The 22,959-nt window shown below is 52.6% G+C and carries 22 protein-coding genes and 1 other annotated feature; of the genes, 1 reads left to right on the forward strand and 21 read right to left on the reverse strand.

Annotation, left to right across the window (positions count from 1 at the left end; genetic code table 11):
* Positions 1-98: 98 nt before the first annotated feature.
* The 20 genes from rpoC to F1381_RS26765 form a co-directional block, all read right to left on the reverse strand.
* Positions 99-3,710: a DNA-directed RNA polymerase subunit beta' gene (rpoC, locus tag F1381_RS26670; protein ID WP_151737851.1), complete on the reverse strand. Its 3,612-nt coding sequence runs from the start codon at positions 3,708-3,710 to the stop codon at positions 99-101.
* 111 nt (positions 3,711-3,821) lie between these two features.
* On the reverse strand, positions 3,822-7,367 hold the full coding sequence (rpoB, locus tag F1381_RS26675) for a DNA-directed RNA polymerase subunit beta (RefSeq protein WP_151737852.1): 3,546 nt from the start codon (positions 7,365-7,367) through the stop codon (positions 3,822-3,824).
* 429 nt (positions 7,368-7,796) lie between these two features.
* Entirely contained in the window at positions 7,797-8,393 is a 597-nt protein-coding gene (locus F1381_RS26680; protein WP_151737878.1) for a class I SAM-dependent methyltransferase, read from the reverse strand.
* 112 nt (positions 8,394-8,505) lie between these two features.
* Entirely contained in the window at positions 8,506-8,868 is a 363-nt protein-coding gene (rplL, locus tag F1381_RS26685; RefSeq protein ID WP_151737853.1) for a 50S ribosomal protein L7/L12, read from the reverse strand.
* A gap of 66 nt (positions 8,869-8,934) precedes the next feature.
* Entirely contained in the window at positions 8,935-9,438 is a 504-nt protein-coding gene (gene rplJ, locus F1381_RS26690; RefSeq protein WP_151737854.1) for a 50S ribosomal protein L10, read from the reverse strand.
* 59 nt (positions 9,439-9,497) lie between these two features.
* Positions 9,498-9,644 (reverse strand) — a sequence feature (ribosomal protein L10 leader region).
* A 66-nt stretch (positions 9,645-9,710) separates the two neighbouring features.
* A complete protein-coding gene (rplA, locus tag F1381_RS26695) occupies positions 9,711-10,403 on the reverse strand; it encodes a 50S ribosomal protein L1 (protein ID WP_151737855.1) in 693 nt (230 codons plus the stop codon).
* Between the two features lie 83 nt (positions 10,404-10,486).
* Complete coding sequence (gene rplK, locus F1381_RS26700; protein ID WP_025691673.1) at positions 10,487-10,912, reverse strand: 50S ribosomal protein L11; 426 nt, start codon at positions 10,910-10,912, stop codon at positions 10,487-10,489.
* Between the two features lie 76 nt (positions 10,913-10,988).
* A complete protein-coding gene (gene nusG / locus F1381_RS26705) occupies positions 10,989-11,522 on the reverse strand; it encodes a transcription termination/antitermination protein NusG (protein ID WP_150275522.1) in 534 nt (177 codons plus the stop codon).
* A gap of 21 nt (positions 11,523-11,543) precedes the next feature.
* Positions 11,544-11,735, reverse strand: coding sequence for a preprotein translocase subunit SecE (gene secE / locus F1381_RS26710; RefSeq protein ID WP_151737856.1), 192 nt, complete (start codon positions 11,733-11,735; stop codon positions 11,544-11,546).
* A 20-nt stretch (positions 11,736-11,755) separates the two neighbouring features.
* The gene (rpmG, locus tag F1381_RS26715) at positions 11,756-11,905 is read right to left on the reverse strand and encodes a 50S ribosomal protein L33 (RefSeq protein ID WP_151737857.1); all 150 of its coding nucleotides are present in this window, start codon (positions 11,903-11,905) and stop codon (positions 11,756-11,758) included.
* A 364-nt stretch (positions 11,906-12,269) separates the two neighbouring features.
* On the reverse strand, positions 12,270-12,914 hold the full coding sequence (sigH, locus tag F1381_RS26720) for an RNA polymerase sporulation sigma factor SigH (RefSeq protein WP_150275520.1): 645 nt from the start codon (positions 12,912-12,914) through the stop codon (positions 12,270-12,272).
* A 131-nt stretch (positions 12,915-13,045) separates the two neighbouring features.
* Positions 13,046-13,567 (reverse strand): NYN domain-containing protein, encoded by a 522-nt coding sequence (locus F1381_RS26725; protein WP_151737858.1) that lies wholly within the window; start codon positions 13,565-13,567, stop codon positions 13,046-13,048.
* Between the two features lie 2 nt (positions 13,568-13,569).
* Positions 13,570-14,331 carry a 23S rRNA (guanosine(2251)-2'-O)-methyltransferase RlmB gene (gene rlmB / locus F1381_RS26730; RefSeq protein ID WP_151737859.1) on the reverse strand — a complete coding sequence of 254 codons (762 nt, stop codon included), beginning with the start codon at positions 14,329-14,331 and terminating at the stop codon, positions 13,570-13,572.
* A 29-nt stretch (positions 14,332-14,360) separates the two neighbouring features.
* A complete protein-coding gene (locus tag F1381_RS26735) occupies positions 14,361-14,798 on the reverse strand; it encodes a Mini-ribonuclease 3 (protein ID WP_151737860.1) in 438 nt (145 codons plus the stop codon).
* Positions 14,795-16,204, reverse strand: coding sequence for a cysteine--tRNA ligase (gene cysS / locus F1381_RS26740; protein ID WP_151737861.1), 1,410 nt, complete (start codon positions 16,202-16,204; stop codon positions 14,795-14,797). The genes F1381_RS26735 and cysS overlap by 4 nt, the downstream gene beginning before the upstream one ends.
* 49 nt (positions 16,205-16,253) lie before the next feature.
* The gene (cysE, locus tag F1381_RS26745; RefSeq protein ID WP_151737862.1) at positions 16,254-16,946 is read right to left on the reverse strand and encodes a serine O-acetyltransferase; all 693 of its coding nucleotides are present in this window, start codon (positions 16,944-16,946) and stop codon (positions 16,254-16,256) included.
* A gap of 591 nt (positions 16,947-17,537) precedes the next feature.
* Positions 17,538-19,001 (reverse strand): glutamate--tRNA ligase, encoded by a 1,464-nt coding sequence (gene gltX, locus F1381_RS26750; RefSeq protein WP_151737863.1) that lies wholly within the window; start codon positions 18,999-19,001, stop codon positions 17,538-17,540.
* A gap of 51 nt (positions 19,002-19,052) precedes the next feature.
* Complete coding sequence (gene ispF, locus F1381_RS26755) at positions 19,053-19,541, reverse strand: 2-C-methyl-D-erythritol 2,4-cyclodiphosphate synthase (RefSeq protein WP_151737864.1); 489 nt, start codon at positions 19,539-19,541, stop codon at positions 19,053-19,055.
* Between the two features lie 3 nt (positions 19,542-19,544).
* Positions 19,545-20,237, reverse strand: coding sequence for a 2-C-methyl-D-erythritol 4-phosphate cytidylyltransferase (gene ispD, locus F1381_RS26760; RefSeq protein ID WP_151737865.1), 693 nt, complete (start codon positions 20,235-20,237; stop codon positions 19,545-19,547).
* 99 nt (positions 20,238-20,336) lie between these two features.
* Positions 20,337-21,425, reverse strand: coding sequence for a PIN/TRAM domain-containing protein (locus F1381_RS26765; protein ID WP_151737879.1), 1,089 nt, complete (start codon positions 21,423-21,425; stop codon positions 20,337-20,339).
* 222 nt (positions 21,426-21,647) lie between these two features.
* On the opposite strand from F1381_RS26765, the gene F1381_RS26770 reads away from it, so the two are divergent.
* The gene (locus F1381_RS26770) at positions 21,648-22,043 is read left to right on the forward strand and encodes a nucleoside triphosphate pyrophosphohydrolase family protein (protein ID WP_151737866.1); all 396 of its coding nucleotides are present in this window, start codon (positions 21,648-21,650) and stop codon (positions 22,041-22,043) included.
* Positions 22,044-22,161: 118 nt separating this feature from the next.
* Here the strand turns inward: F1381_RS26770 and pssA are convergent, their stop codons facing one another.
* Positions 22,162-22,899, reverse strand: a complete 738-nt coding sequence (gene pssA, locus F1381_RS26775; RefSeq protein WP_151737867.1) for a CDP-diacylglycerol--serine O-phosphatidyltransferase — start codon at positions 22,897-22,899, stop codon at positions 22,162-22,164.
* Positions 22,900-22,959 lie beyond the last annotated feature (60 nt).

Raw genomic sequence — 22,959 nt, forward strand, 5'->3', positions numbered from 1 at the left:
TCAAGAAACTAATCAAACTTTTCTTCAAAAACATAGCGGCGCCCCGCCCCAGGACCTCTTGCAGTCTCTGAAGCGGGACGGCTGCTATCTGTCTTTTTTTATTCAGCCGAAACGGTTTCCAGCGATTCCTGCTCGCTTTCCTCGTTCGGATCGCTCAGCTTGACACTGCGGTAGCGGTTCATACCGGTGCCGGCAGGAATCAGCTTGCCGATAATGACATTTTCTTTCAGACCCATCAGTTTATCCACTTTGCCCTTGATGGCGGCGTCGGTCAGGACGCGAGTGGTTTCCTGGAAGGATGCAGCAGACAAGAAGGAATCAGTCTCCAGGGAAGCCTTCGTGATACCCAGCAGGACCGGTTTGGCCACTGCAGGCTCCTTGCCGGAGAGGATGGCTTCTTTGTTCGCAGCTTCATATTCATGAATATCCGCAAATGAACCCGGCAGCAGGTTCGTATCACCGGCGTCGATAATACGGATCTTGCGCAGCATTTGCTTGATCATAACTTCAACGTGCTTATCGTTGATTTCTACGCCCTGGTTACGGTATACGCGCTGTACTTCCTGCAGAATGTAGTTCTGTACTCCGCGGATACCCTTAATACGCAGCATTTCCTTAGGGTCAATGGAGCCGTCAGTCAATTCGTCGCCGGCTTCAATCTCCTGGCCTTCGGTTACACGCAGGCGGGAACCGTAGGAAATACCGTACACCTTGGATTCCGCTTCCCCTTGAACCTCGATTTCACGGCGGTCCTTGGTTTCACGGATTTCCTTAATCACCCCGTCGATTTCACTGATCGTAGCCTGGCCTTTAGGGTTACGGGCTTCGAACAATTCCTGGATACGCGGCAGACCTTGCGTGATGTCATCACCGGCAACACCGCCGGTATGGAAGGTACGCATGGTAAGCTGGGTTCCCGGTTCTCCGATGGACTGGGCAGCAATGATACCTACAGCTTCGCCGATTTCAACGAATTTGCCGGTAGCCAGGTTGCGGCCATAGCACTTCTTGCAGACCCCGTGACGGGCACGGCAGCTCAGTACAGAGCGGATCTGCAATTTGGTAACACCTGCATTGACGATTTCTTCCGCTTTGTCGGAATCAATCAGATCATTGCGGTGAACGATAATCTCTTTCGTCTCCGGATGGCGGACAGTCTCGAAGGAGTAACGGCCTTCGATACGGTCGTAGAGATCCTCGATAACTTCCTTGCCGTCCTGGATACGGCTGACAGTGAAGCCTTTATCGGTACCGCAATCTTCCTCACGGACGATTACATCCTGGGCTACGTCAACGAGACGGCGCGTCAGGTAACCGGAGTCCGCGGTACGAAGCGCGGTATCGGCCAGGCCTTTACGCGCACCGTGCGTCGAGATGAAGTACTCGAGGACGGTCAGACCTTCACGGAAGCTTGCTTTGATCGGCAACTCGAAGATTCGGCCGGATGGCGTCGCCATCAGACCGCGCATGCCGCCGAGCTGGGTGATCTGCGATTTGTTACCGCGCGCCTTGGAGTCAACCATCAGCATGATGGAATTGAAGCGGTCCATCGATTTGAGGAGGACGTTGGTCAGATCGTCCTTGGTCTTCGACCAGATTTCGATGACGCGGTCATAGCGTTCATCGTTGGTAATCAGACCGCGGCGGTACTGGTTGGCAACCACGTTGACCTTGGCTTCGGATTCCTTCAGCAGTTCAACCTTTTCTTCCGGCACGACAACGTCAGCCACGGCAACGGTAACCCCGGAACGCGTGGAGTACGTAAAGCCGAGCTGTTTGATTCTGTCGAGAATCATCGATGTCTGTGTTGTATGATAGATTTCGAAGCAGCGGGCAATGATCAGGCCCAGATATTCCTTGCCTACAGCGCTGGCGTCAGCGGCAGCCATGATCCGTTCGCGGATATCCGCGCCCTTCTCATAGATGAAGTACTTCTCCGGCGTGCCTTGCAGCAGGTTGGCTTTGGTAGCTTCGTTGATATACGGGAAACTGCTCGGATAGATCTCATTGAAGATGATCTTACCGATGGTAGTAATCAGCATGGCATTCTGCTGCTCTTCGGTGAAGCTGGTTTTGCCCAGTGCTTTAACCGGAATAGCCACACGCGCATGCAGACCTGCTGTTCCGCGCTGGTAGGCAGACACCGCTTCGTTGACGTTGCGGATAATCATACCTGTGCCCTTCTCTTCCTTGTTGTCCATGGTCAGGTAGTACGTACCAAGAACCATATCCTGCGAAGGAGTAACAACCGGCTTGCCGTCCTTAGGGTTCAGGATGTTGCCGGATGCCAGCATCAGGAGACGGGCTTCCGCTTGAGCTTCTGCCGACAGCGGAACGTGAACGGCCATCTGGTCACCGTCAAAGTCGGCGTTATAAGCCGTACATACGAGCGGATGCAGACGGATCGCATGACCTTCTACGAGAATCGGCTCGAACGCCTGAATCCCGAGACGGTGAAGCGTAGGGGCACGGTTAAGAAGAACCGGATGCTCCTTGATAACCTCTTCGAGCACATCCCAAACTTCAGGGCTGACACGTTCAACCTTGCGTTTGGCACTCTTGATGTTATGGGCAAGACCCTTGTTCACCAGTTCTTTCATAACGAACGGTTTGAAGAGCTCCAGCGCCATTTTCTTCGGCAGGCCGCATTGGTACATCTTCAGATAAGGTCCTACAACGATAACGGAACGTCCGGAGTAGTCAACACGTTTACCGAGCAAGTTCTGACGGAAACGGCCTTGTTTACCTTTCAGCATATGGCTGAGGGATTTGAGCGGACGGTTGCCGGGGCCCGTTACCGGACGGCCGCGGCGGCCGTTGTCGATCAGGGCGTCTACAGCTTCCTGCAACATGCGCTTCTCGTTCTGCACGATAATATCGGGAGCGCCAAGATCCAGCAGTCTCTTGAGGCGGTTATTACGGTTGATTACCCGGCGGTACAGGTCATTAAGGTCGGACGTAGCAAAACGGCCGCCGTCGAGCTGAACCATCGGACGGAGCTCCGGCGGAATTACCGGAAGCACATCCATGATCATCCAGTCCGGTCTGTTGCCGGAGTTGCGGAAGGCTTCGATGACTTCCAGGCGTTTGATTGCCCGGTTGCGGCGTTGGCCTTGAGCCGTGCGCAGCTCTTCTTTGAGGAATTCCAGCTCTTTGTCGATGTCGATGTCTTGAAGCAGCTTTTTCACCGCTTCGGCACCCATTCCTGCCTGGAAGCCGTAGCCGTATTTCTCACGGTAGCTGCGGTACTCCTTCTCGGACAGCAGTTGTTTCTTTTCCAGCGGAGTTTCGCCTGGATCAGTTACAACATACGATGCGAAGTAGATGATCTCTTCCAGCGATCTTGGGGACATGTCCAGTGCCAGACCCATCCGGCTTGGAATACCTTTGAAATACCAGATATGCGATACCGGAGCTGCAAGCTCGATGTGACCCATCCGTTCACGGCGCACTTTAGCGCGTGTAACTTCAACGCCGCAGCGGTCGCAGACTACGCCTTTGTAACGGACGCGTTTATATTTGCCGCAATGACATTCCCAGTCTTTTTGCGGCCCGAAGATGCGTTCGCAGAAGAGGCCTTCCTTTTCGGGTTTCAAAGTACGGTAGTTGATGGTTTCCGGTTTTTTGACTTCTCCGCGGGACCAAGAACGAATCTTTTCCGGAGAAGCAAGACCGATTTTCATAAACTCAAAATTGTTAACGTCCAACAAGGAGCAACCCTCCTTAACCTATATCCTGATTTAGTACCATAGCCCTCTATTGATGGTCAGATCAAAAGAGGGCACGGTTCTTTATACAATGAAATTGTGTCTGTCTGCCAATTAGTCGATTCCGACTTCCGCTCCCTCAAGGTTGAGGCTCAGCTTGTCGCCCGAGGTCTCGTCTTCGTCATCCAATTCCTTCATTTCAATTTCCTGCTCGTCGCCGCTCAGGATCTTGACATCCATACCGAGCGACTGCAGTTCCTTGATGAGGACCTTGAACGATTCCGGAACACCCGGTTCAGGAACATTCTCGCCTTTGACGATCGACTCGTAGGTCTTCACACGGCCAACCACGTCATCGGACTTCACGGTCAGAATTTCCTGCAGTGTATAAGCGGCGCCGTAGGCTTCCAGCGCCCACACTTCCATTTCCCCGAAGCGCTGTCCGCCGAACTGGGCTTTACCGCCGAGCGGCTGTTGCGTAACGAGAGAGTAAGGACCTGTGGAACGGGCATGAATCTTATCGTCAACCATGTGTGCCAGTTTGATCATGTGCATGACGCCAACGGTGACTTCGCGTTCGAAGCGTTCGCCTGTCCGTCCATCATAAAGAATGGTCTTACCGTTGCGCTGCATACCGGCTTCTTCCATCGTATCGAATACATCGTGCTCGCGCGCTCCGTCAAATACCGGAGTGGCGACATGGATACCGAGCTGCAAGGCCGCCATACCGATATGAACCTCCAACACCTGGCCGATGTTCATACGGGAAGGTACGCCCAGCGGGTTGAGTACAACCTGCACCGGAGTGCCGTCCGGCAGGAACGGCATATCTTCTTCCGGAAGGATACGGGCAACGACACCCTTGTTACCATGGCGTCCGGCCATCTTATCACCTTCGGAAATCTTACGTTTCTGAGCGATATAGACGCGCACCAGCTGGTTTACACCCGGAGGCAGCTCGTCGCCGTTCTCACGCGTGAACACCTTAACGTCAACAATGATTCCGTCAGAGCCGTGAGGCACGCGCAGCGAAGTATCGCGCACTTCCCGCGCCTTCTCACCGAAGATTGCGTGCAGCAGGCGCTCTTCCGCAGTCAGCTCAGTTACACCCTTAGGCGTTACTTTGCCGACCAGAATATCACCGGCATTGATTTCCGCACCGATGCGGATAATACCGCGTTCATCCAGATTGCGCAGCGCTTCTTCGCCGACATTCGGAATATCGCGTGTAATTTCTTCCGGTCCCAGCTTGGTGTCGCGGGCTTCGGATTCGTATTCCTCGATATGAATCGAGGTGTATACATCTTCCTTCACCAGCTTCTCGCTCAGCAGGATCGCATCCTCGTAGTTGTAGCCTTCCCACGTCATAAACGCAACAACCACGTTGCGGCCCAGGGCGAGTTCGCCCATTTCCGTGGAAGGACCGTCTGCCAGGATGTCACCCTTCTTCACAATATCGCCGCGTTTGGCCAGCGGGCGCTGATTAATACAGGTACCCTGGTTCGAGCGCATAAATTTGTGTAATTTATATTTAACGATATCGCCTTTGACTTCTTTGCCGTCGACATTCTCTACCCGGCGCAGCCAAATTTCGTTGGCCGAGGAGCGTTCGATGATACCGTCATATTTAGAAACAATACATACACCGGAATCCTTCGCGGATTTATGCTCCATACCCGTTCCGACGAGCGGTGCTTTAGGCACGAGGAGCGGCACAGCCTGACGTTGCATGTTCGATCCCATCAGCGCACGGTTGGAGTCGTCATTCTCCAAGAACGGAATCAGCGCCGTAGCGACGGACACGACCTGTTTCGGGGATACGTCCATGTAATCCACACGGCTGCTCGGCATCGTTGTAATGTTGTCGGAATCCTTGTTGTAACGGACGATAACCTGTTCTTCCAGGAACGCACCGTCTTCTCCGACAAGCGCATTTGCCTGGGCAACAACATAGTTATCTTCTTCATCGGCGGTCAGATAGTCGATATGTTCCGTAACCTTGCCGGTATTCGGATCCACCCAACGGTACGGAGCTTCAATGAAGCCATACTCATTGATGCGGGCGAAGGTGGACAGGGAGTTAATCAGACCGATATTCGGACCTTCCGGGGTCTCAATCGGACACATACGGCCGTAGTGGCTGTGATGGACGTCACGCACTTCAAAGCCCGCGCGTTCACGGGTCAGACCGCCAGGTCCGAGGGCGGACAGACGGCGCTTATGCGTAAGCTCGGCAAGCGGATTCGTCTGGTCCATAAACTGGGACAGCTGCGAACTGCCAAAGAACTCTTTGATCGAAGCGATCACCGGCCGGATGTTAATCAGAGCCTGCGGTGTAATGGCATTGGCATCCTGAATCGACATTCTCTCACGAACCACGCGTTCCATACGGGACAAGCCGATACGGAACTGGTTCTGCAGCAGTTCACCCACAGAGCGTAGACGGCGGTTGCCCAAGTGGTCAATGTCATCGGTGTTGCCGATACCGTGCAGCAGATTAATAAAGTAGCTGATCGAGGAGATAATATCAGCCTGGGTAATATGCTTGACCGATTTGTCGATATTGCCGTTGGCAATCAGTTTCACCACGCGGCCTTCTTCAATCGGCGAGTACACGTCAATCGTCTGCAGCGGGATATCCTCACTGTCCAGTACCCCGCCGGTTACACGGTAGGTCTTGGCAGCCACTTGCTTTTCAAAGTAAGGAATCAACTGATCAAGCAGTCTGCGGTCAACCATTTGCCCGGTTTCGGCCAGAATTTCACCTGTGGTTTCATCCACCAGCGGCTGGGCCAGGCGTTGATTGAACAGTCGGTTCTTGATGTGCAGTTTTTTGTTAATTTTGTAGCGGCCGACATTGGCCAGATCATAGCGCTTTGGATCGAAGAAACGGGCCACCAAAAGGCTCTTGGCATTATCAAGTGTCGGCGGTTCGCCCGGACGCAGACGCTCGTAAATTTCAATCAGCGCCTTCTCCGTGGAATCCGTATTGTCTTTATCCAGCGTATTGCGAATATATTCATCATTACCAAGCAGATCCAGAATTTCGGCATCACTGCCGAAGCCCAGTGCACGCAGCAGCACGGTCACCGGAATCTTCCGGGTACGGTCGATGCGGACATACATGATATCCTTGGCATCGGTTTCGAGCTCCAGCCATGCACCGCGGTTCGGAATCACTGTGGCGGTGTAGGTTTTTTTGCCGTTTTTATCGACTTTTGTGCTGAAATAGACGCTTGGAGAGCGAACCAACTGGCTGACAATAACCCGTTCCGCACCATTGATAATGAATGTGCCGGTCTCCGTCATCAGCGGGAAATCTCCCATGAACACTTCCTGCTCTTTGACTTCTCCGGTCTCCTTGTTAATGAGCCGGACCTTCACGCGCAGAGGAGCCGCATATGTTACGTCCCGCTCTTTGGCGTCGTCAACCGTATATTTCGGTTCACCCAGGCTGTAATCAATGAACTCCAGCACCAAATTGCCCGTGAAATCCTGGATCGGCGAGATATCCTGAAACATCTCCCGCAATCCTTCTTCCAAAAACCAATCGTATGATTTTTGTTGGATTTCAATCAGGTTCGGAACTTCGAGTACCTCTTTAATTCTTGCATAGCTCCGCCGAGTGCGTCGACCATACTGAACAAGATGTCCTGCCAACTTTACTCACCCCTCATGTCTACTCACTTAAAAATTGATTGCGAACCCTTGTTTGGAACCGTATAATGGAACCATAACAACCGAGTTCAGCCACAAATAAAGAAAAGCCCTTACCTCGAGAGTTTCGAAAAAAGAGCGCATCTATTCACGGCCAATATGCCCCTTATCCTGTAGATTTGCCCAAAATGTACATATTATACGTCGTCAGGCAGCGTTTTATGCATCATCCTCCATTTCCCGGTGATTACCGCCCTAAATCAGGCGCCGAAGAAGGATAATGACACACACTTGCCGATCGGCTATGCGCATGCCGCGCGACAATAAATAACTTGACATTTCAGTCAACTAAAGACATGGAGCCTATCTTAATACTGACATTTTATAATAATACCACTATCAGTATTGCATGTCAACAATTTCTCACTTTTTTTATTTCTGTGCTCTGAGAATCCGGTAACCCTTGTCTTTCCCCACTTCTTCCACCTGGGAGAATAGACTTTCCAGCTTCGCAGCCGCCGACGGTGCCCCCTGCTTCTTCTGGATCACTACCCACAAAGAACCGCCTTCCCGCAAATGCTCATACGCCTGCTCGAAGATTTGATGGACGACCGTTTTCCCGGCCCGGATTGGCGGATTGGTCAGAATAACATCAAAGACCTGCCCCTGTACCGCAGCGAGCATATCGCTTTCCATTACTGTAACATTACCGACTCCGTTGCGGCCGGCGTTCTCCCGGGACAGCTCAACGGCACGGCTATTAATATCGACCATAGTCACATGCCCTTTAGTGGCCAGCAAGGCAGCACTGATTCCGATGGGTCCGTAGCCGCAGCCTACATCCAGCACCTTGGCGTCCTGCGGGATTTCCATCATTTCAATCAGTACCCGGCTGCCGTAGTCGATATCCCCTTTGGAAAATACGCCCGTATCGCTGGTAAAGCGAAGACTTTTGCCCCGCAGCACTGTGGTTAAGTCGCGTCTGTCGTGCTTCGCTTCCGGCTGCTGGGAGTAATAATGCTGCGACATACTATCCGCCCTTTCATTCATATGTTATAGAGCAACCCCCTTGAACAAGTTCAAGGGGGTTGCCGGGACCAGGTTGAGCTAAGCAACCCGGATCAAGTTCATATTACAGAACTTATTTTACTTCTACAGATGCGCCTGCTTCTTCCAATTTTGCTTTGGTAGCTTCGGCGTCTTCCTTGCTTACTTTTTCTTTGATTGGCTTAGGAGCGTTGTCTACCAGGTCCTTAGCTTCTTTCAGGCCCAGACCAGTGATTTCGCGAACGATCTTGATTACGTTGATCTTGGAAGCGCCAGCGCTAGCCAGGATTACGTCGAATTCAGTTTGCTCTTCTTCAACGGCAGCTGCTCCGCCGCCTACAACTGCTACTGGAGCAGCGGCTGTTACGCCGAATTCTTCTTCGATTGCTTTAACCAGGTCGTTCAGTTCCAGTACGCTCATGCCTTTAATTGCTTCCAAGATTGCTTCTTTACTCATGGTTGAACCTCCATTTTATAATTAATTTTTGTTGTAATTCTTTGTTACGAGATCAGAACGAAAGGCTTACGCGCTTTGTTCTTCTTTCTCAGCGACTGCTTTAACCGCAAGCGCGAAGTTGCGGATTGGAGCCTGAAGCACGCTAAGCAGCATGGAGAGCAAACCTTCGCGGGAAGGAAGTTCTGCCAGTGCCTTCACTTGGTCAGCGTCTACGACACGACCTTCAACAACGCCGCCCTTCAGCTTCAGAGCGTCATTCTTCTTGGCGAAGTCATTCAGAATCTTGGCTGCTACGACAGCATCCGTTTCACTGAATGCTACAGCAGTAGGACCGGTAAGAACTGCGTCCAGATCGGTCAATTCAGTTGCTGCAGTCGCACGGCGAACCAGCGAGTTCTTCAGAACTTGAAAGTCAACGCCAGCTTCACGGAGCTGCTTGCGCAGCTCAGTTGCCTGGGCAACGTTCAATCCGCGGTAGTCAGCGACTACAGTGGAAGCACTGTTTTGCAGTTTGCTGGCGATTACATTCACAGCATCCTGTTTAGCTTGGATTACTTTTGCATTTGCCATTGGTATACACCTCCTGAAAATTGTTGCGACAGATAACTCGGGTTACCCGCCGTTCCTACGCAGGCATTAGAAAAGCCTCCGCAGAATCACGAAGGCTTGATAAAAGGAAAGCACACGGAAGCCGGTACTTCTTATATTATCACAACACCTCGGTAGGAAATTAAGCCATAGGCACCTACTGTCTACGGTAAGCATATTCGAATTTAAGAAAGATATCTTAAAATCACAACTGTTACATAATATCAAAGTTGACTATATAAGTCAACCCCTAATTATCTGTAAGCAGCAGCATTGACGTGGGCGCTTGGTCCCATAGTCGAGGAAATCGCAATGCCCTTCAGGTATACGCCCTTAGCAGCAGCCGGTTTCGCCCGGTTCAATGCGTCAATCAGAGATTTAAGGTTATCATTCAGTTTCTCAGCGTCAAAGGACACTTTGCCGATAGGCGCGTGAATTTGACCTGCTTTATCGAGACGGTATTCGATTTTACCGGCTTTGATTTCTTGAACAGCCTTGGTAACGTCGAAAGTAACTGTGCCAGCTTTAGGGTTAGGCATGAGGCCTTTACCACCGAGCAGACGGCCAAGTTTACCGACTTCGCTCATCATATCAGGTGTAGCTACGCAGACATCGAATTCAAACCAGCCCTGTTGGATTTTGTTGATCATATCCTGATCGCCAACATAATCGGCGCCGGCAGCTTCTGCTTCCTTCGCTTTGTCACCTTTTGCAAATACAAGCACGCGTTTTGTTTTGCCTGTGCCATGCGGCAGGACAACAACGCCACGAACGGCTTGGTCTTGTTTACGAGGGTCTACGCCCAGACGAACTGCAACTTCAACGGTTTCGTCGAATTTGGCAGTTGCCGCCTTCTTAACCAGCTCTACAGCTTCGGCAGGCTCGTAAATCGCCGCGCTGTCAATCAGCTTGGCAGATTCCAGGTATTTCTTACCATGTTTAGCCATGAAATTGTTCCTCCTTTGTGGTGATAGCGGAAGTTCCTCCCACATATTGCGGTCTTTATCAAAGACCAGTGCAACCGAGACAATTAGTCTTCGATTGTGATGCCCATACTGCGGGCAGTACCTTCAACCATACGCATAGCAGCTTCTACGCTGGCAGCATTCAGGTCAGGCATTTTTTGCTCAGCGATTTCGCGCACAGCGGCACGGTTCAGCTTGGCAACTTTCTTCTTGTTTGGTTCACCGGATCCCTTTTCTACTTTCGCAGCAATGCGGAGCAGAACGGCAGCCGGAGGAGTTTTGGTGATGAAGGTAAAGGAACGGTCTTCAAATACTGTGATTTCAACCGGGATGATCAGACCAGCCTGGTCGGCAGTACGAGCATTGAATTCCTTACAGAATGCCATGATGTTGACACCTGCTTGACCGAGCGCCGGACCTACTGGAGGGGCTGGGTTCGCTTTCCCTGCAGGAATCTGCAGTTTCACCATTTTAATAACTTTTTTAGCCATGAGTGACACCTCCTTGCAAAAGTAGTGGTATTCGAACGCATAGGTGCGTCCTCCCACAAGAAACCCTCAGATACTGTTATATTTTCTCCACTTGAGTGAAATCCAACTCCAGCGGGGTTTCCCGTCCAAACATGTTGACATGAACCTTGATCTTGCTCTTGTCAGCCAAAATTTCTTCCACGGAGCCCACAAAATTCGCAAAGGGACCAACCATAATGCGTACGGATTCCTTGATTTCGAAATCGATCTTCGCTTTAGGCTCAACCATGCCCATGTGCTTCAAGATTTGTTCAACCTCTTCCGGAAGCAGAGGGGTCGGTTTGGACCCGGAACCTGTCGAACCTACGAATCCGGTCACGCCCGGCGTATTGCGGACTACATACCAGGAATCATCGGTCTGAATCATTTCGACGAGAACATATCCGGGGTAAACCTTACGCATGACAGTTTTCTTCTTGCCATCCTTGTTTACCAGCTCTTCTTCCATCGGAACAAGAACCCGGAATATCTTGTCTTCCATGCCCATGGACTCAACGCGTTTCTCCAAATTGGCCTTGACCTTATTCTCATACCCGGAGTAGGTATGAACAACGTACCATCTTTTTTCCATATCAAGCCACCTGGGACCTCTCTAAATAATCGCTTCAATAACAGCGGAAATACCGATGTCCAGAACCCAGAAATAAACAGCAATCACTACAATTGTACCGAATACGATCAACGAGTAGTTCTTCAGCTCTTTACGGCTAGGCCAGCGAACTTTCTTAAGCTCGCTCCAGCTTTCAGTGAAAAAGGAAAACAAAGACTTGAAGCTACGTTTCACCCGACTACACCTCCCAAAAACTATCTGGTTTCGCGATGAGGAGTTTGCGCGTTACAGAACTTGCAAAATTTCTTCATCTCCAAGCGGTCTGGGTGATTGCGCTTGTTCTTGGTAGTTGCGTAATTTCTTTGCTTACAACTTGTACAAGCCAATGTAATAATTACCCGCACGATTTGCACCTCCCGAAGACGTCCTTCTAATCATGAAATTAGAAGACGCAAATATTGATCCTAAAAAAACCTGCGAATTTAGGCCTACCTAAAACACTTTAGCATAATGTCAACGCCAATGTCAACGAAAAGAATTCCCATCGCACGGGGTGATTTCGGGTTGTACAACTTACCGTCAAACTTAATGTCTTTGCCCACACTATTCCCTAAGCCGGCTGTTCTAATTTCCATTATTGAGCATTCCTGTCTTGAATAAACCTGCCGCTTTCCAATTACAGCCTTACGGCCGGGACAGATGCAAACTTTCACTATCAGACAATTAAAAAAAGACTCGAAATCCGAGCCTTTCCCGTCTATTATAGCATCAATTGTCACGCACTTCCAGATATCTTTCCAATTTCCGTTTCACCCGCTGCAGAGCGTTGTCAATCGACTTCACATGCCGCTTCAGATCGACGGCAATTTCCTGGTAAGAGCGTCCGTCCAAATACAGCATCAGCACCTTGCGTTCCAGATCGCTCAGAATCTCCGCCATCTTATCTTCCAGCCCGATGAATTCTTCCTGGTTGATAATCAGTTCTTCCGGATCAAGCACCTGAGTTCCGCAAATAACATCCATCAACGTCCGGTCGGAATCTTCATCATAGATCGGCTTGTCCAAAGAGACATAAGAATTGAGCGGAATGTGCTTCTGGCGGGTAGCCGTCTTAATCGCGGTAATAATCTGCCGTGTAATACAGAGTTCGGCAAACGCTTTAAAAGATGAGAGCTTATCTCCCTTATAATCACGGATTGCCTTGTACAATCCGATCATGCCTTCCTGAACGATATCCTCACGGTCAGCTCCGATCAGAAAGTAAGAACGTGCCTTGGCACGGACAAAATTACGGTATTTGTTGATCAAATGCTCCAATGCGCCACTGTCGCCACCACGGAAGATCTCGACAATTTCTTCATCACTTATGAAATCATACTCGGAAAGCATTATTTCCTTGAGGTCGACACTCACCAAGAATCCCCCCGGCTGCAACGCAAGACATCCCGTTACTTCGCGAAATATAAAATTAGTATATATTATGTCACCTTACACAGTCAACCGGAATTGTCCAAAAACAATCTTCAATAACATTATATGGCAGTTCATTGCCTGCGCCAATCTTCCAGCCGCCTGCGCATTTCCGGCGGGAGCTTATCACCCAGTGAATGGCGCTTCTGGCCGATGCTTTTTGGCTCCAATGCTTTGGCCACCTGCTTCTGGGATTCTTCGATCTCCAGCTTCAGTTCTCTGGCCGATATCCGCAATGCGCCCTGGGCAAAGATGACATGCTGCTCTACAAAATCGCTGGTAGCCACATAAATCTGCCGGCGCCGGTGGCTGTATTCCCCCACAAGCCGTTCGATGCATTCATCTGCGGTTTCCTTTTCCTTGGTAAAGTAGACCTGCACTTTGCCTTGGACGAACGACCGGCCGAGTCCCGGAACCCGGTAGGCGTCGAACACGGCAATGACGCGCCGCCCGGAGAACGCCTGATAGTCAGCCAGCAGATCCAGCAGCCGGTCACGCGCCTCCTGCATGCCGACCTGGGACAACTCTGCAAGCTCGGACCATCCGCCGATCATATTGTATCCGTCTACAAGCAGCACGTCCCGCCAGTCAGCCATCGTTATGCCTGCCGTTGGCGGCGGCGGAGCACTTCGTACATGACCACGCCGGCTGCGACAGAGGCATTGAGGGAATTAATTTTTCCCGCCATCGGCAGCTTCAGCAGCACATCGCATTTCTCGCGGATCAGCCGGCCAATGCCTTTGTTCTCATTGCCGATGACAACCGCAACAGGCCCGCTGAAAATATCCGATTCGTACAGGTTCTGGTCGGTAGCGACATCGGTGCCCACCACCCAGATTCCCAGCTCCTTCAGGCGGTCGATGGTCTGCCCCAGGTTAGTGACGCGGGCAACGGGTACATACTCCACCGCGCCAGCCGAGGTCTTGGATACCGTGGCTGTAATTTGTGCGGAGCGGCGTTTCGGGACAATGACTCCATGCACACCGGTGCAATCTGCAGTACGCAGAATAGAGCCCAGATTATGCGGATCTTCAATTTCATCCAGCAAAATGAGAAACGCTGGCTCACCTTTGGCTTCTGCGGCGGCCAGCAAATCCTCCACCTCGGCATAGGCGAACGGCGCCGCCTGAGCGACAACGCCCTGATGCTGAACTCCTGGCGCCAGCTGATCCAGTTTCCGCTTGTCCACATATTGAATAATGATGCCTGCCTTGCGCGCTTCGGCGACAATCGGCGCGGTCAAATGCTTCTGTGCCGTTTCGGCCACCCAAATTTTATTCAAGGTCCGGCCGGCGCGCAGCGCCTCCAGCACCGAATGCTTACCGGCCAGCACTTCTTCTTCCGATCTTATTTCTTCCATGTCCTACCTCCTGTTCTATCTTCAAGGCCTTATTTGGGCCGGTTCATCATATGCTCTATACTGCCCTGAACGAGCTCCCGGATTCGTGCCAGCTGCCCCGTATAATATAAATACCCCATGAGGCATTCAAACGCAGTGGCGTGGCGGTATTCCAGCACATCGGCGTTCTTGGGGATGGTCCCCGACTTAGCGTTGCGCCCTTTGCGGACAACCTCCCGTTCGTCATCGGTCAGCTGCGGTTCCAGAAAGGAGAGGATTGTACTCTGCGCTTTGGCCGAGACAAGCCCGGTCGCCGAACGGTGCAGATGGTTCGGCCGGAGATTGGGCAGCGAAATCAGATATTGGCGTACAGCTATTTCATAAATTGCATCCCCGGCGTAAGCCAGCACAATCGGCGGGAGAAGGTGGGCTGGTTTGGAGGGGCTGTAAGGAAACCAGACCTCCTCCGGCTTGAATCCCCCGCTCATTTGCGCCGCCACCGGATACCCTGCGGCGTATCTTCCAGCACAATGCCCATTGCATTTAACTGATCGCGGATTTCATCTGAGCGTGCCCAATTCTTATTCTTGCGCGCTTCCGTCCGTTCTGCAATCAGCCGCTCAATCTCCTCACCGGCAGCTTCCCCTGCCTGTTCAGCAACAAGGCCAAGCACCCGGTTCATCTCTGTAAATGCCTCAAGCAGTGCCGCGAAGTCGGCCTGAACCGCCCCCTCCTCCGCAAGGGTATGATTGGCCAGCTTAACCCAATCGAATACAGCGGTAATGGCATCCGGCGTATTGAAATCGTCCTGCAGCTTGCTGTGGTAGACGTCAAGAATGGAGGTGATCTTACCTGCCACGTCGGCACGAACTGCCGCTCCTGCCTCCGCCGCACCGGCCAGCTCCAGCCGGTGCTGCACATTGCTTACCGCCGATGCGATGCGCTCGGCGCTTTTTTCTGCGGACAGCAGCGCCTCTTCCGTGAAATTCAGCGGATTACGGTAATGGGTGGACAGCATAAAGTAGCGAAGCACACCCGGCTTGAAGCGTTGGCGGATATCCTTCACAAGCAGGCCGTTGCCCAGCGACTTCGACATTTTCTCGTCTCCGATATTGAGAAATGCATTATGCATCCAGTAGTTGGAGAGCGGCTTGCCTGTCAACGCTTCCGTCTGGGCGCATTCGCACTCATGATGCGGGAACTGCAGATCCACGCCGCCGCCGTGAATGTCCATCGTGTCTCCGAGATACTCGCGGGCCATGGCCGAGCATTCGATGTGCCAGCCCGGGCGTCCCTGTCCCCACGGACTATCCCAGTGCACTTCACCCGGCTTCGCAGCTTTCCACAGCACGAAATCTTCCGGATTCTCCTTGCGCGCATCCACCTCTACCCGGATACCGAACTGCAGTTCCTCCAGATTCTGGCGGGAAAGCTTTCCGTAATCGGCGAATTTGGCTGTACGGTAGAAGACATCGCCGCCGCTCTCATATGCGTAGCCCTTATCTTCAAGCTCCTTGATAAATTCAATAATTTGATCCATGCTCTCCGTGACGCGCGGATTCAGCGTTGCCGGCTTTACACCAAGCCCCGCAATATCCTCTTCGTAGGCTTTGATAAACATTTCCGCCACTTCCGCCACCGTGATGTTCATTTCCTCGGCTTTGCGAATCATTTTGTCGTCCACATCCGTAAAATTCGTCACATACCGCACATCATAACCGGTAGACTCCAAGTAGTTGCGGACAGTGTCAAATACGATGGCCGGCCGGGCATTCCCGATATGCATATATCCGTAAACGGTTGGTCCGCATACGTACATCTTTACTTTCCCCGGTTCCAGCGGGACGAACGGTTCCTTGCTGCGTGTCAGTGTGTTATAGATTTGCAATGCCATGCTTTCCCAATCCTTTCTGTTGTCCGGTTATCCGGTTCAGATCTGTTCCTTATATTTCATAATCGCCGAGATATTGCAGGCTTTCCAGCCTGCGCTGTTCAGCCTTCTGCTTGTCCTCGCTGCCAAGCTGCTCGCGGATTTCCTCTATCTCCTTCTGCAGGAAGCGCAGTGTATCGATAACCGGGTCCGGCATCTTGGTATGATCCAGCCGGTCGGATACCCGTTCTCCATTACGTTTCACGACACGGCCCGGGTTGCCGACGACCGTCGAGTTGTTCGGCACCTCGCGCAGCACGACCGCATTCGAGCCGATATTGCAATTATCGCCGATCCTGAACGATCCCAGTACTTTGGCGCCCGAGCCTATGACCACATTGTTTCCGATCGTGGGATGGCGTTTGCCCTTTTCCTTCCCTGTTCCCCCGAGTGTTACCCCCTGATAAATAATAACGTCGTCGCCAATCTCACAGGTCTCCCCGATTACGATACCCATGCCGTGGTCAATAAAGAACCGTTTGCCGATGACCGCGCCGGGATGGATCTCCACCCCGGTCATAAAACGGCTGAACTGGGAGATCATGCGGGCCAGCGTAAACCACCGGCGCTTGAAGAAGCGGTGGGCAATCCGGTGCGCCCAGATCGCATGAAGCCCGGCATAGGTAAAAACAACCTCGAACGTGCTGCGGGCGGCAGGATCGTTGTCGAATACTGCCCGAATGTCCGACTTGATATGCTTAAACATCACGGTTCCCCTCTTCTTTCAGCTTCCCGCCTCCTGTGAACAGGTGCGCCAGGGAAGGTATTGTCACCGGCCCGCTCTCTCTATTTGTATGCCGCAGGCCATGGCCGGTTCCAAAATTCACCCCACAAAGTGCAGTCTTTGCATAGATGTTTATTCAGGTACTTTGCGGGGACCCCGGTAAACGTCTCACAAAGTGCAGTCTTTATACGGATGAAGATTTAAGCAACAAAAAACGCCCCTGCAGCATAAGGCTGCAGAGGCGTGTAACCGCGGTTCCACTCTGCTTGGATGATCCCAGAAACCCGGCAAATCTACCGGACTCAGGCACACTCATCCCACTTGATCGTCTATAACGGCAACGTTCCGGCGACGCCTAACCTCTGGAAGAAGGCTCAGCCCCGCAGCTCACAGGTGCATGTTCGGCGCGGACAAATGAATAACTTTCAGCCTGCCTGGGAAATCCTTCGGCGGTTATTCTCTCTGGGAATTGCCCTGTTATCGCGTACTTCTCCTGATCACAGCTGTTGAATATCTTCTATCTTAGCGAAAAGACCAAAGACTGACAAGAGGCTCTCCGGCGATCTAGGCAGCCTAAGCACCTTTAATCTGCGATTTCAGCCGTTCAATGACGCGGCTGCGGCCCAGCAGGGCAATGGTTGCATTTAAATCGCGGCCGTGCATCTGGCCGGTCAGTGCGACACGGATCGGCATAAACAGCGCTTTGCCTTTATGCCCGGTCTCCTTCTGCACCTCTTTAATCAGCACCGCCATGTTCGCGGCGCTGAAATCCGCGGTTGCTTCCACCTTGGCGAGGAAAGCTGAGAGCACCACGTTTACCTGATCTTCCGCCAGAATCTGGGCGGCTTCGGTATCCAGCTCCACATGACTGCGGAAGAACAGCTCCGACAGCTTCACGATGTCGGAAGCGGCAGTCAGCTGCTCCTGGTACAGCGCCACCAGCGTTTCGGCCCAGGCCTGCTGTTCGGCGTCCAGCTCAGCCGGCAGACGGCCGGCCTTCTGCAGATGCGGAATGGCCAGGCCGGCGATCCGCTTCAGATCGGCGTTCTTAATGTAGTGGTTGTTGAGATGCGCCAGCTTGTTCGCATCGAAGAAGGCCGGACTCTTCGACAGCCGGTCGGCAGTAAAGATCGCGATCAGTTCCTCCCGGGTGAAGATTTCCTCTTCTCCCTCGGGTGACCAGCCCAGCAGGGCTATGAAATTGAATAAGGCCTCCGGCAGGTAGCCGAGCTGCTCGTACTGCTCAATGAATTGAATTATCGATTCATTGCGCTTGCTCAGCTTCTTATGGTCCTCTCCGACGATCAGTGTCATATGCCCGAACAGCGGCGGCTCCCAGCCCAGCGCTTCATAAATCATGAGCTGGCGCGGGGTATTGGAGATATGGTCTTCGCCGCGCAGCACATGGCTGATCTCCATCAGATGATCGTCCACGGCCACAGCAAAGTTATACGTCGGGATGCCGTCCTTCTTCACAATGACAAAATCACCCATATCCTGGGTGGTGAAAGAAATGGTTCCCTTCACCATGTCATCAAAGGTATAAGTGCGGTCTTCCGGCACCCGGAACCGGATGCTGGCAACGCGCCCTTCAGCCTCAAAGGCCTGCTGCTGCTCCTTGGTCAGGTTGCGATGCTTGCCGGAGTAACGCGGAGTCTCACCGCGCGCCGTCTGCTCTTCGCGTTCCGCTTCCAGTTCCTCCTCTGTGCAGTAGCACCGGTAAGCCAGTCCGCGGTCCAGCAAATCCTGCCAGTATACCTTATACAGGTCCAGACGTTCGGTCTGGCGGTAAGGGCCGTATCCGCCGCCGACATCGACGCTCTCATCCCAGTCCACACCCAGCCATTTCAAGTACTTCAGCTGGCTTTCTTCGCCGCCGGCGATGTTACGCTTGATGTCCGTATCCTCAATCCGGATAATGAACTTGCCGCCCAGATTGCGGGCGAACAGATAGTTGAATATTGCCGTTCTGGCATTGCCGATATGTAAATGTCCCGTAGGGCTCGGTGCGTAACGCACCCGGACTTGATCCGCCATTTCATTCCCTCCGCTTCCGTAATGGTTAATTCAGGATGCTGCCATGCCATCTCAAGATGATATCACATCTTGAACCAGGCAGACAATAGATTGCGCAGCGATTCCCTCGCCGCGGCCGGCAAAGCCAAGCTGCTCCGTCGTTGTCGCCTTCACATTGACCTTGGAGACCTCCGCCCCGAGCGCGCGGGCAATCACCTCCACCATCTGCGGTATATATGGTGCCATCTTCGGCTTCTGGGCGATAATGGTCGAATCAATGTTACCAAGCTTGTATCCGCGTTCGCGGGCCAGACTCCATACATGCTCCAGCAGCTTCAAGCTGTCGGCATCCTTAAAGGCCGGGTCGGTATCCGGAAAATGGCGGCCGATATCGCCGAGTCCCAGCGCCCCCAGTATAGCGTCGCTGACCGCGTGCAGCAGCACATCCGCATCGGAATGTCCCAGCAGCCCTTTCTCATAGGGAATCGTTACACCGCCGATGATGCACGGTCTCCCCTCCACCAGTTGGTGTACGTCAAACCCTTGCCCCACTGCAATCATGCTTTAACCTCTCCTCTGTTGTGCTTGTGTAAACTCTGCGAATTCCAGATCTTCCGGCGTAGTAATCTTGATATTCCGGTAGCTGCCTTCCACCACGGCCACCGGAATTCCACTGCGTTCGGCCAGACTGGAGTCATCCGTCCCCAGATATCCGTCCCGCTCGGCGGCCTCATACGCCGCAAGCAGGTCGGACAGACGAAAAGTCTGCGGGGTTTGGATCGCCCACAGACTTCGCCGATCGGGAGTGGACACGACCATTCCGTCCTTGTCCACCTGCTTGATCGTATCTTTGACCGGAACAGCGAGCACGGAGGCTCCTGTTTCCTTGGCTTTTGTATAGCATGCATCAATTTCCCCGGCGGCCACGAACGGCCTTACACCGTCATGCACCATTACCCACTCCGTGTCCAGTTCACGCAATCCCAGGTGCACGGAGTATTGCCGTTCGGAGCCGCCCGGGATGATCGCTTTGACCTTGTCCATTCCGTAGGTGTGCACCCACTCCCGGCAACGCTCCACATCCTCGGCTCCCGTTACCAGCACGATCTCAGTGATGAGCGGATGCCGCTGGAATACTTCGAGCGTATGGACGATGATCGGCTTGTCCGCAAGCCTTAGATACTGCTTGCTCTCCGCCGTTCCCATGCGCGTTCCTCTGCCCGCCGCTACAATGACGGCTCCCACACTGTTTGACATTCGTTATAGGCTCCTGTCTTTCCGTATATCCCCATCATACCCTGTTTGCCGGGCATTTCCAAGGCCCTGTTCACGGAAGCCGGGAGAACGGCGGGAGCATCACTGCGCCTTTTCCAGCAGCTTCGGCTTGGCAAAGATCATCCGTCCTGCAGAGGTCTGCAGCACGCTGGTTACCAGAACCTCCATCGTCGTGCCAATATAATCCCTGCCGCCCTCCACAACAATCATCGTACCGTCGTCGAGATAAGCTACGCCCTGCCCGTGTTCCTTCCCGTCTTTGATGACCTGTACAATAATCTCTTCACCGGGCAGCACCACCGGCTTGACCGCATTGGCCAGATCATTGATGTTGAGCACAGAAACTCCCTGTAATTCACAAACCTTATTCAGATTGAAATCATTGGTCACGACCTTGCCGTGAAGCACTTTCGCCAGCTTGACCAGCTTGCTGTCCACCTCGGAAATTTCCTCGAAATCCCCCTCGTAGATCAGCACCTTCACATCGAGTTCCTTCTGGATTTTGTTCAGGATATCCAGCCCCCGGCGGCCGCGGTTGCGTTTGAGCAGATCCGACGAATCAGCGATATGCTGCAGCTCCTCCAGCACAAATTCGGGAATGACAATCGTTCCCTCGATAAAGCCGGTTTTGCAGATATCAGCAATACGTCCGTCAATAATGACGCTTGTATCCAGAATCTTATGCTCCTCCAGCCCCCGGTCCTGCGGCTCGGAAGCTTGTCCCCAGCGCCCGGTGTTCCAGAAGGAAGCCAGCTCCGTCTTCTTCTCCAGCGCGATCCGCAGCCCCATATAACCCAGCATGACCGTTGCCGCTACCTGCAGCAGTTCTCCTGCCTTTCCGAGCCAGGACATGGCCGGGTAGAGCAGCAGCGACAGCAGAAGCCCGCCGGTCAGGCCGGCGGCTCCAGCCGCCAAGTCGCCCATCGGGATGCGCGCACAGTACGCTACAGCTTCACGCAGCTTTGCACCTCCCCAATCGGCGCATAACGTTCCTGCAATCAAAAAAATAATGGCACCCAGCACCGTAAGTAAAATGCTTCCGTTTACAGGCAAGCTATCCCCCAGTTTCCCCATGCCCTCCGGGAACCCTATTTCCGCCGCACGGTATAACGAATACCCGGACCAGGCGCCCAGGCATCCGGCCAGCGTCAGCAACACCTTTTTCCACATCACTTGCGCACCTCCTCGAAATCTTCCTGAAATGAAATGATCTATTCCTCATCAGTATGTTCCAAATTTTAGGATGATAATCGGGAGGTCAATGTATTTTTTTCACAACTGTATTCTTTACCGGCGCTGTAAGGCTTGCCATAAACTTCTATTGCTTGTTGAAATCGGGTGAAGGCCTGGCATATAATGAACTCAATTACAAAACCCAGGGGTGAATGGTAAATGAGCGCACCAAGTTTACAGGCCTTCCAGGATCAAGTCTCCGAACTGCTGCTCCGTCACCGCAGCCTGCTCGATGTCATGTCCAAGAACGGACAGAGCAGTGCTTCCGTCAACCGCGCCGTCGTCAAAGCCATCACAGAATGCGGATGCATTCAGCTGCACGCCAAGAAACAAGTGTTCGAGCCTGCGCTTGGACTGGAACAGGCCAAAGAGCTTGCCGGGACGCATCTGGAGGGCCAGTTGTGCGAGAACTGCCGCGAGGTCGTCGCCTCCGAACTGGGCCGCGAGCTATTCTATATGTCCGCCCTCTGTAATCTGCTTGACATCAATATGGACGAGGTCGTTCAGAAGGAATCACAGAAATGCGCCACGCTCGGCTTGTTTAATTTATCCTGACCTTCTGCCTTATACGCGCATAAATAGAAAAGGCCTTGCCGGAGTCCGTGATCGGAATCGGCAAAGCCTTTTTTGCGTTATGATTAGGCAAGAGTATTAAGTCCGGTTGTGCCCGTATTCAGCCATTCTTGGAATGATACACCTTGTCGTCCCCGCGTCTTCTGCGCCGCTTGCGGCGCCGGGCGGTCAGCCGATCAATATTCTGCTTAAATCCGTACAGGGCATACAGCGCCAGCAGCACAAAAATCAGCTTGGAAATTTGTTCCGGGAACATTACAGCTACCGCCACAGCTACAACGATGACAACCGGCGCACCAATTACCGCTTTCTTCGGCAATCCGACTTTCTTGAAGTTCGGATATTTCACGGTGCTGACCATCAGGTAAGACAGAAGCAATGTAGCGATAATCATAAAGGGAGCCGAGACATCTTTATGAAAAAGAGCCAGCGTAGCCAGAACGCCCCCGGCAGCCGGGATCGGCAGACCTACAAAATATCCGGGAATGCCCGGCCGGACATTGAAGCGGGCCAGACGCAGCGCCCCGAAGACCGGGAAGATCGCCGTCACGGTCCAGCCGAGTGCGGTATTCACATCCTGCAGGCTTGTAGTGTACATAATAAGCGCCGGAGCCACGCCGAACGATACTACGTCGGACAGGGAATCCAGCTCTTTTCCAAATTCGCTCTCACATTTCAGGGCACGGGCGACACGGCCATCCAATCCGTCAAGCAGCATAGCGATAATCACCATGATAGCGGCCATGCTCAGCTTTCCGTCAAACGCCATCATGATACCAAACATTCCAAGCATCAGGTTACCAATGGTAAAAAGACTCGGAATTGATTTTTGGATCATTTCTTCACCTCAATGTTATTACTTTGCCTTGCGTCATCAATATTACGTGATTGTATGTTA

This window comes from Paenibacillus tengchongensis (genome assembly GCF_008973665.1).
In the GTDB taxonomy this organism is placed as follows: domain Bacteria; phylum Bacillota; class Bacilli; order Paenibacillales; family Paenibacillaceae; genus Paenibacillus_AQ; species Paenibacillus_AQ tengchongensis.

Excerpts from the sequence above, each read along its gene's own strand:
- F1381_RS26680 (WP_151737878.1), bottom strand. The coding sequence starts at position 8,393 with ATGTCGCAGCATTATTACTCCCAGCAGCCGGAAGCGAAGCACGACAGA.
- rplL (WP_151737853.1), bottom strand. The coding sequence starts at position 8,868 with ATGAGTAAAGAAGCAATCTTGGAAGCAATTAAAGGCATGAGCGTACTG.
- rplJ (WP_151737854.1), bottom strand. The coding sequence starts at position 9,438 with ATGGCAAATGCAAAAGTAATCCAAGCTAAACAGGATGCTGTGAATGTA.
- rplA (WP_151737855.1), bottom strand. The coding sequence starts at position 10,403 with ATGGCTAAACATGGTAAGAAATACCTGGAATCTGCCAAGCTGATTGAC.
- rplK (WP_025691673.1), bottom strand. The coding sequence starts at position 10,912 with ATGGCTAAAAAAGTTATTAAAATGGTGAAACTGCAGATTCCTGCAGGG.
- nusG (WP_150275522.1), bottom strand. The coding sequence starts at position 11,522 with ATGGAAAAAAGATGGTACGTTGTTCATACCTACTCCGGGTATGAGAAT.
- F1381_RS26725 (WP_151737858.1), bottom strand. The coding sequence starts at position 13,567 with ATGGCTGACTGGCGGGACGTGCTGCTTGTAGACGGATACAATATGATC.
- rlmB (WP_151737859.1), bottom strand. The coding sequence starts at position 14,331 with ATGGAAGAAATAAGATCGGAAGAAGAAGTGCTGGCCGGTAAGCATTCG.
- F1381_RS26735 (WP_151737860.1), bottom strand. The coding sequence starts at position 14,798 with ATGAGCGGGGGATTCAAGCCGGAGGAGGTCTGGTTTCCTTACAGCCCC.
- cysS (WP_151737861.1), bottom strand. The coding sequence starts at position 16,204 with ATGGCATTGCAAATCTATAACACACTGACACGCAGCAAGGAACCGTTC.
- cysE (WP_151737862.1), bottom strand. The coding sequence starts at position 16,946 with ATGTTTAAGCATATCAAGTCGGACATTCGGGCAGTATTCGACAACGAT.
- gltX (WP_151737863.1), bottom strand. The coding sequence starts at position 19,001 with ATGGCGGATCAAGTCCGGGTGCGTTACGCACCGAGCCCTACGGGACAT.
- ispF (WP_151737864.1), bottom strand. The coding sequence starts at position 19,541 with ATGATTGCAGTGGGGCAAGGGTTTGACGTACACCAACTGGTGGAGGGG.
- ispD (WP_151737865.1), bottom strand. The coding sequence starts at position 20,237 with ATGTCAAACAGTGTGGGAGCCGTCATTGTAGCGGCGGGCAGAGGAACG.
- F1381_RS26765 (WP_151737879.1), bottom strand. The coding sequence starts at position 21,425 with ATGTGGAAAAAGGTGTTGCTGACGCTGGCCGGATGCCTGGGCGCCTGG.
- F1381_RS26770 (WP_151737866.1), top strand. The coding sequence starts at position 21,648 with ATGAGCGCACCAAGTTTACAGGCCTTCCAGGATCAAGTCTCCGAACTG.
- pssA (WP_151737867.1), bottom strand. The coding sequence starts at position 22,899 with ATGATCCAAAAATCAATTCCGAGTCTTTTTACCATTGGTAACCTGATG.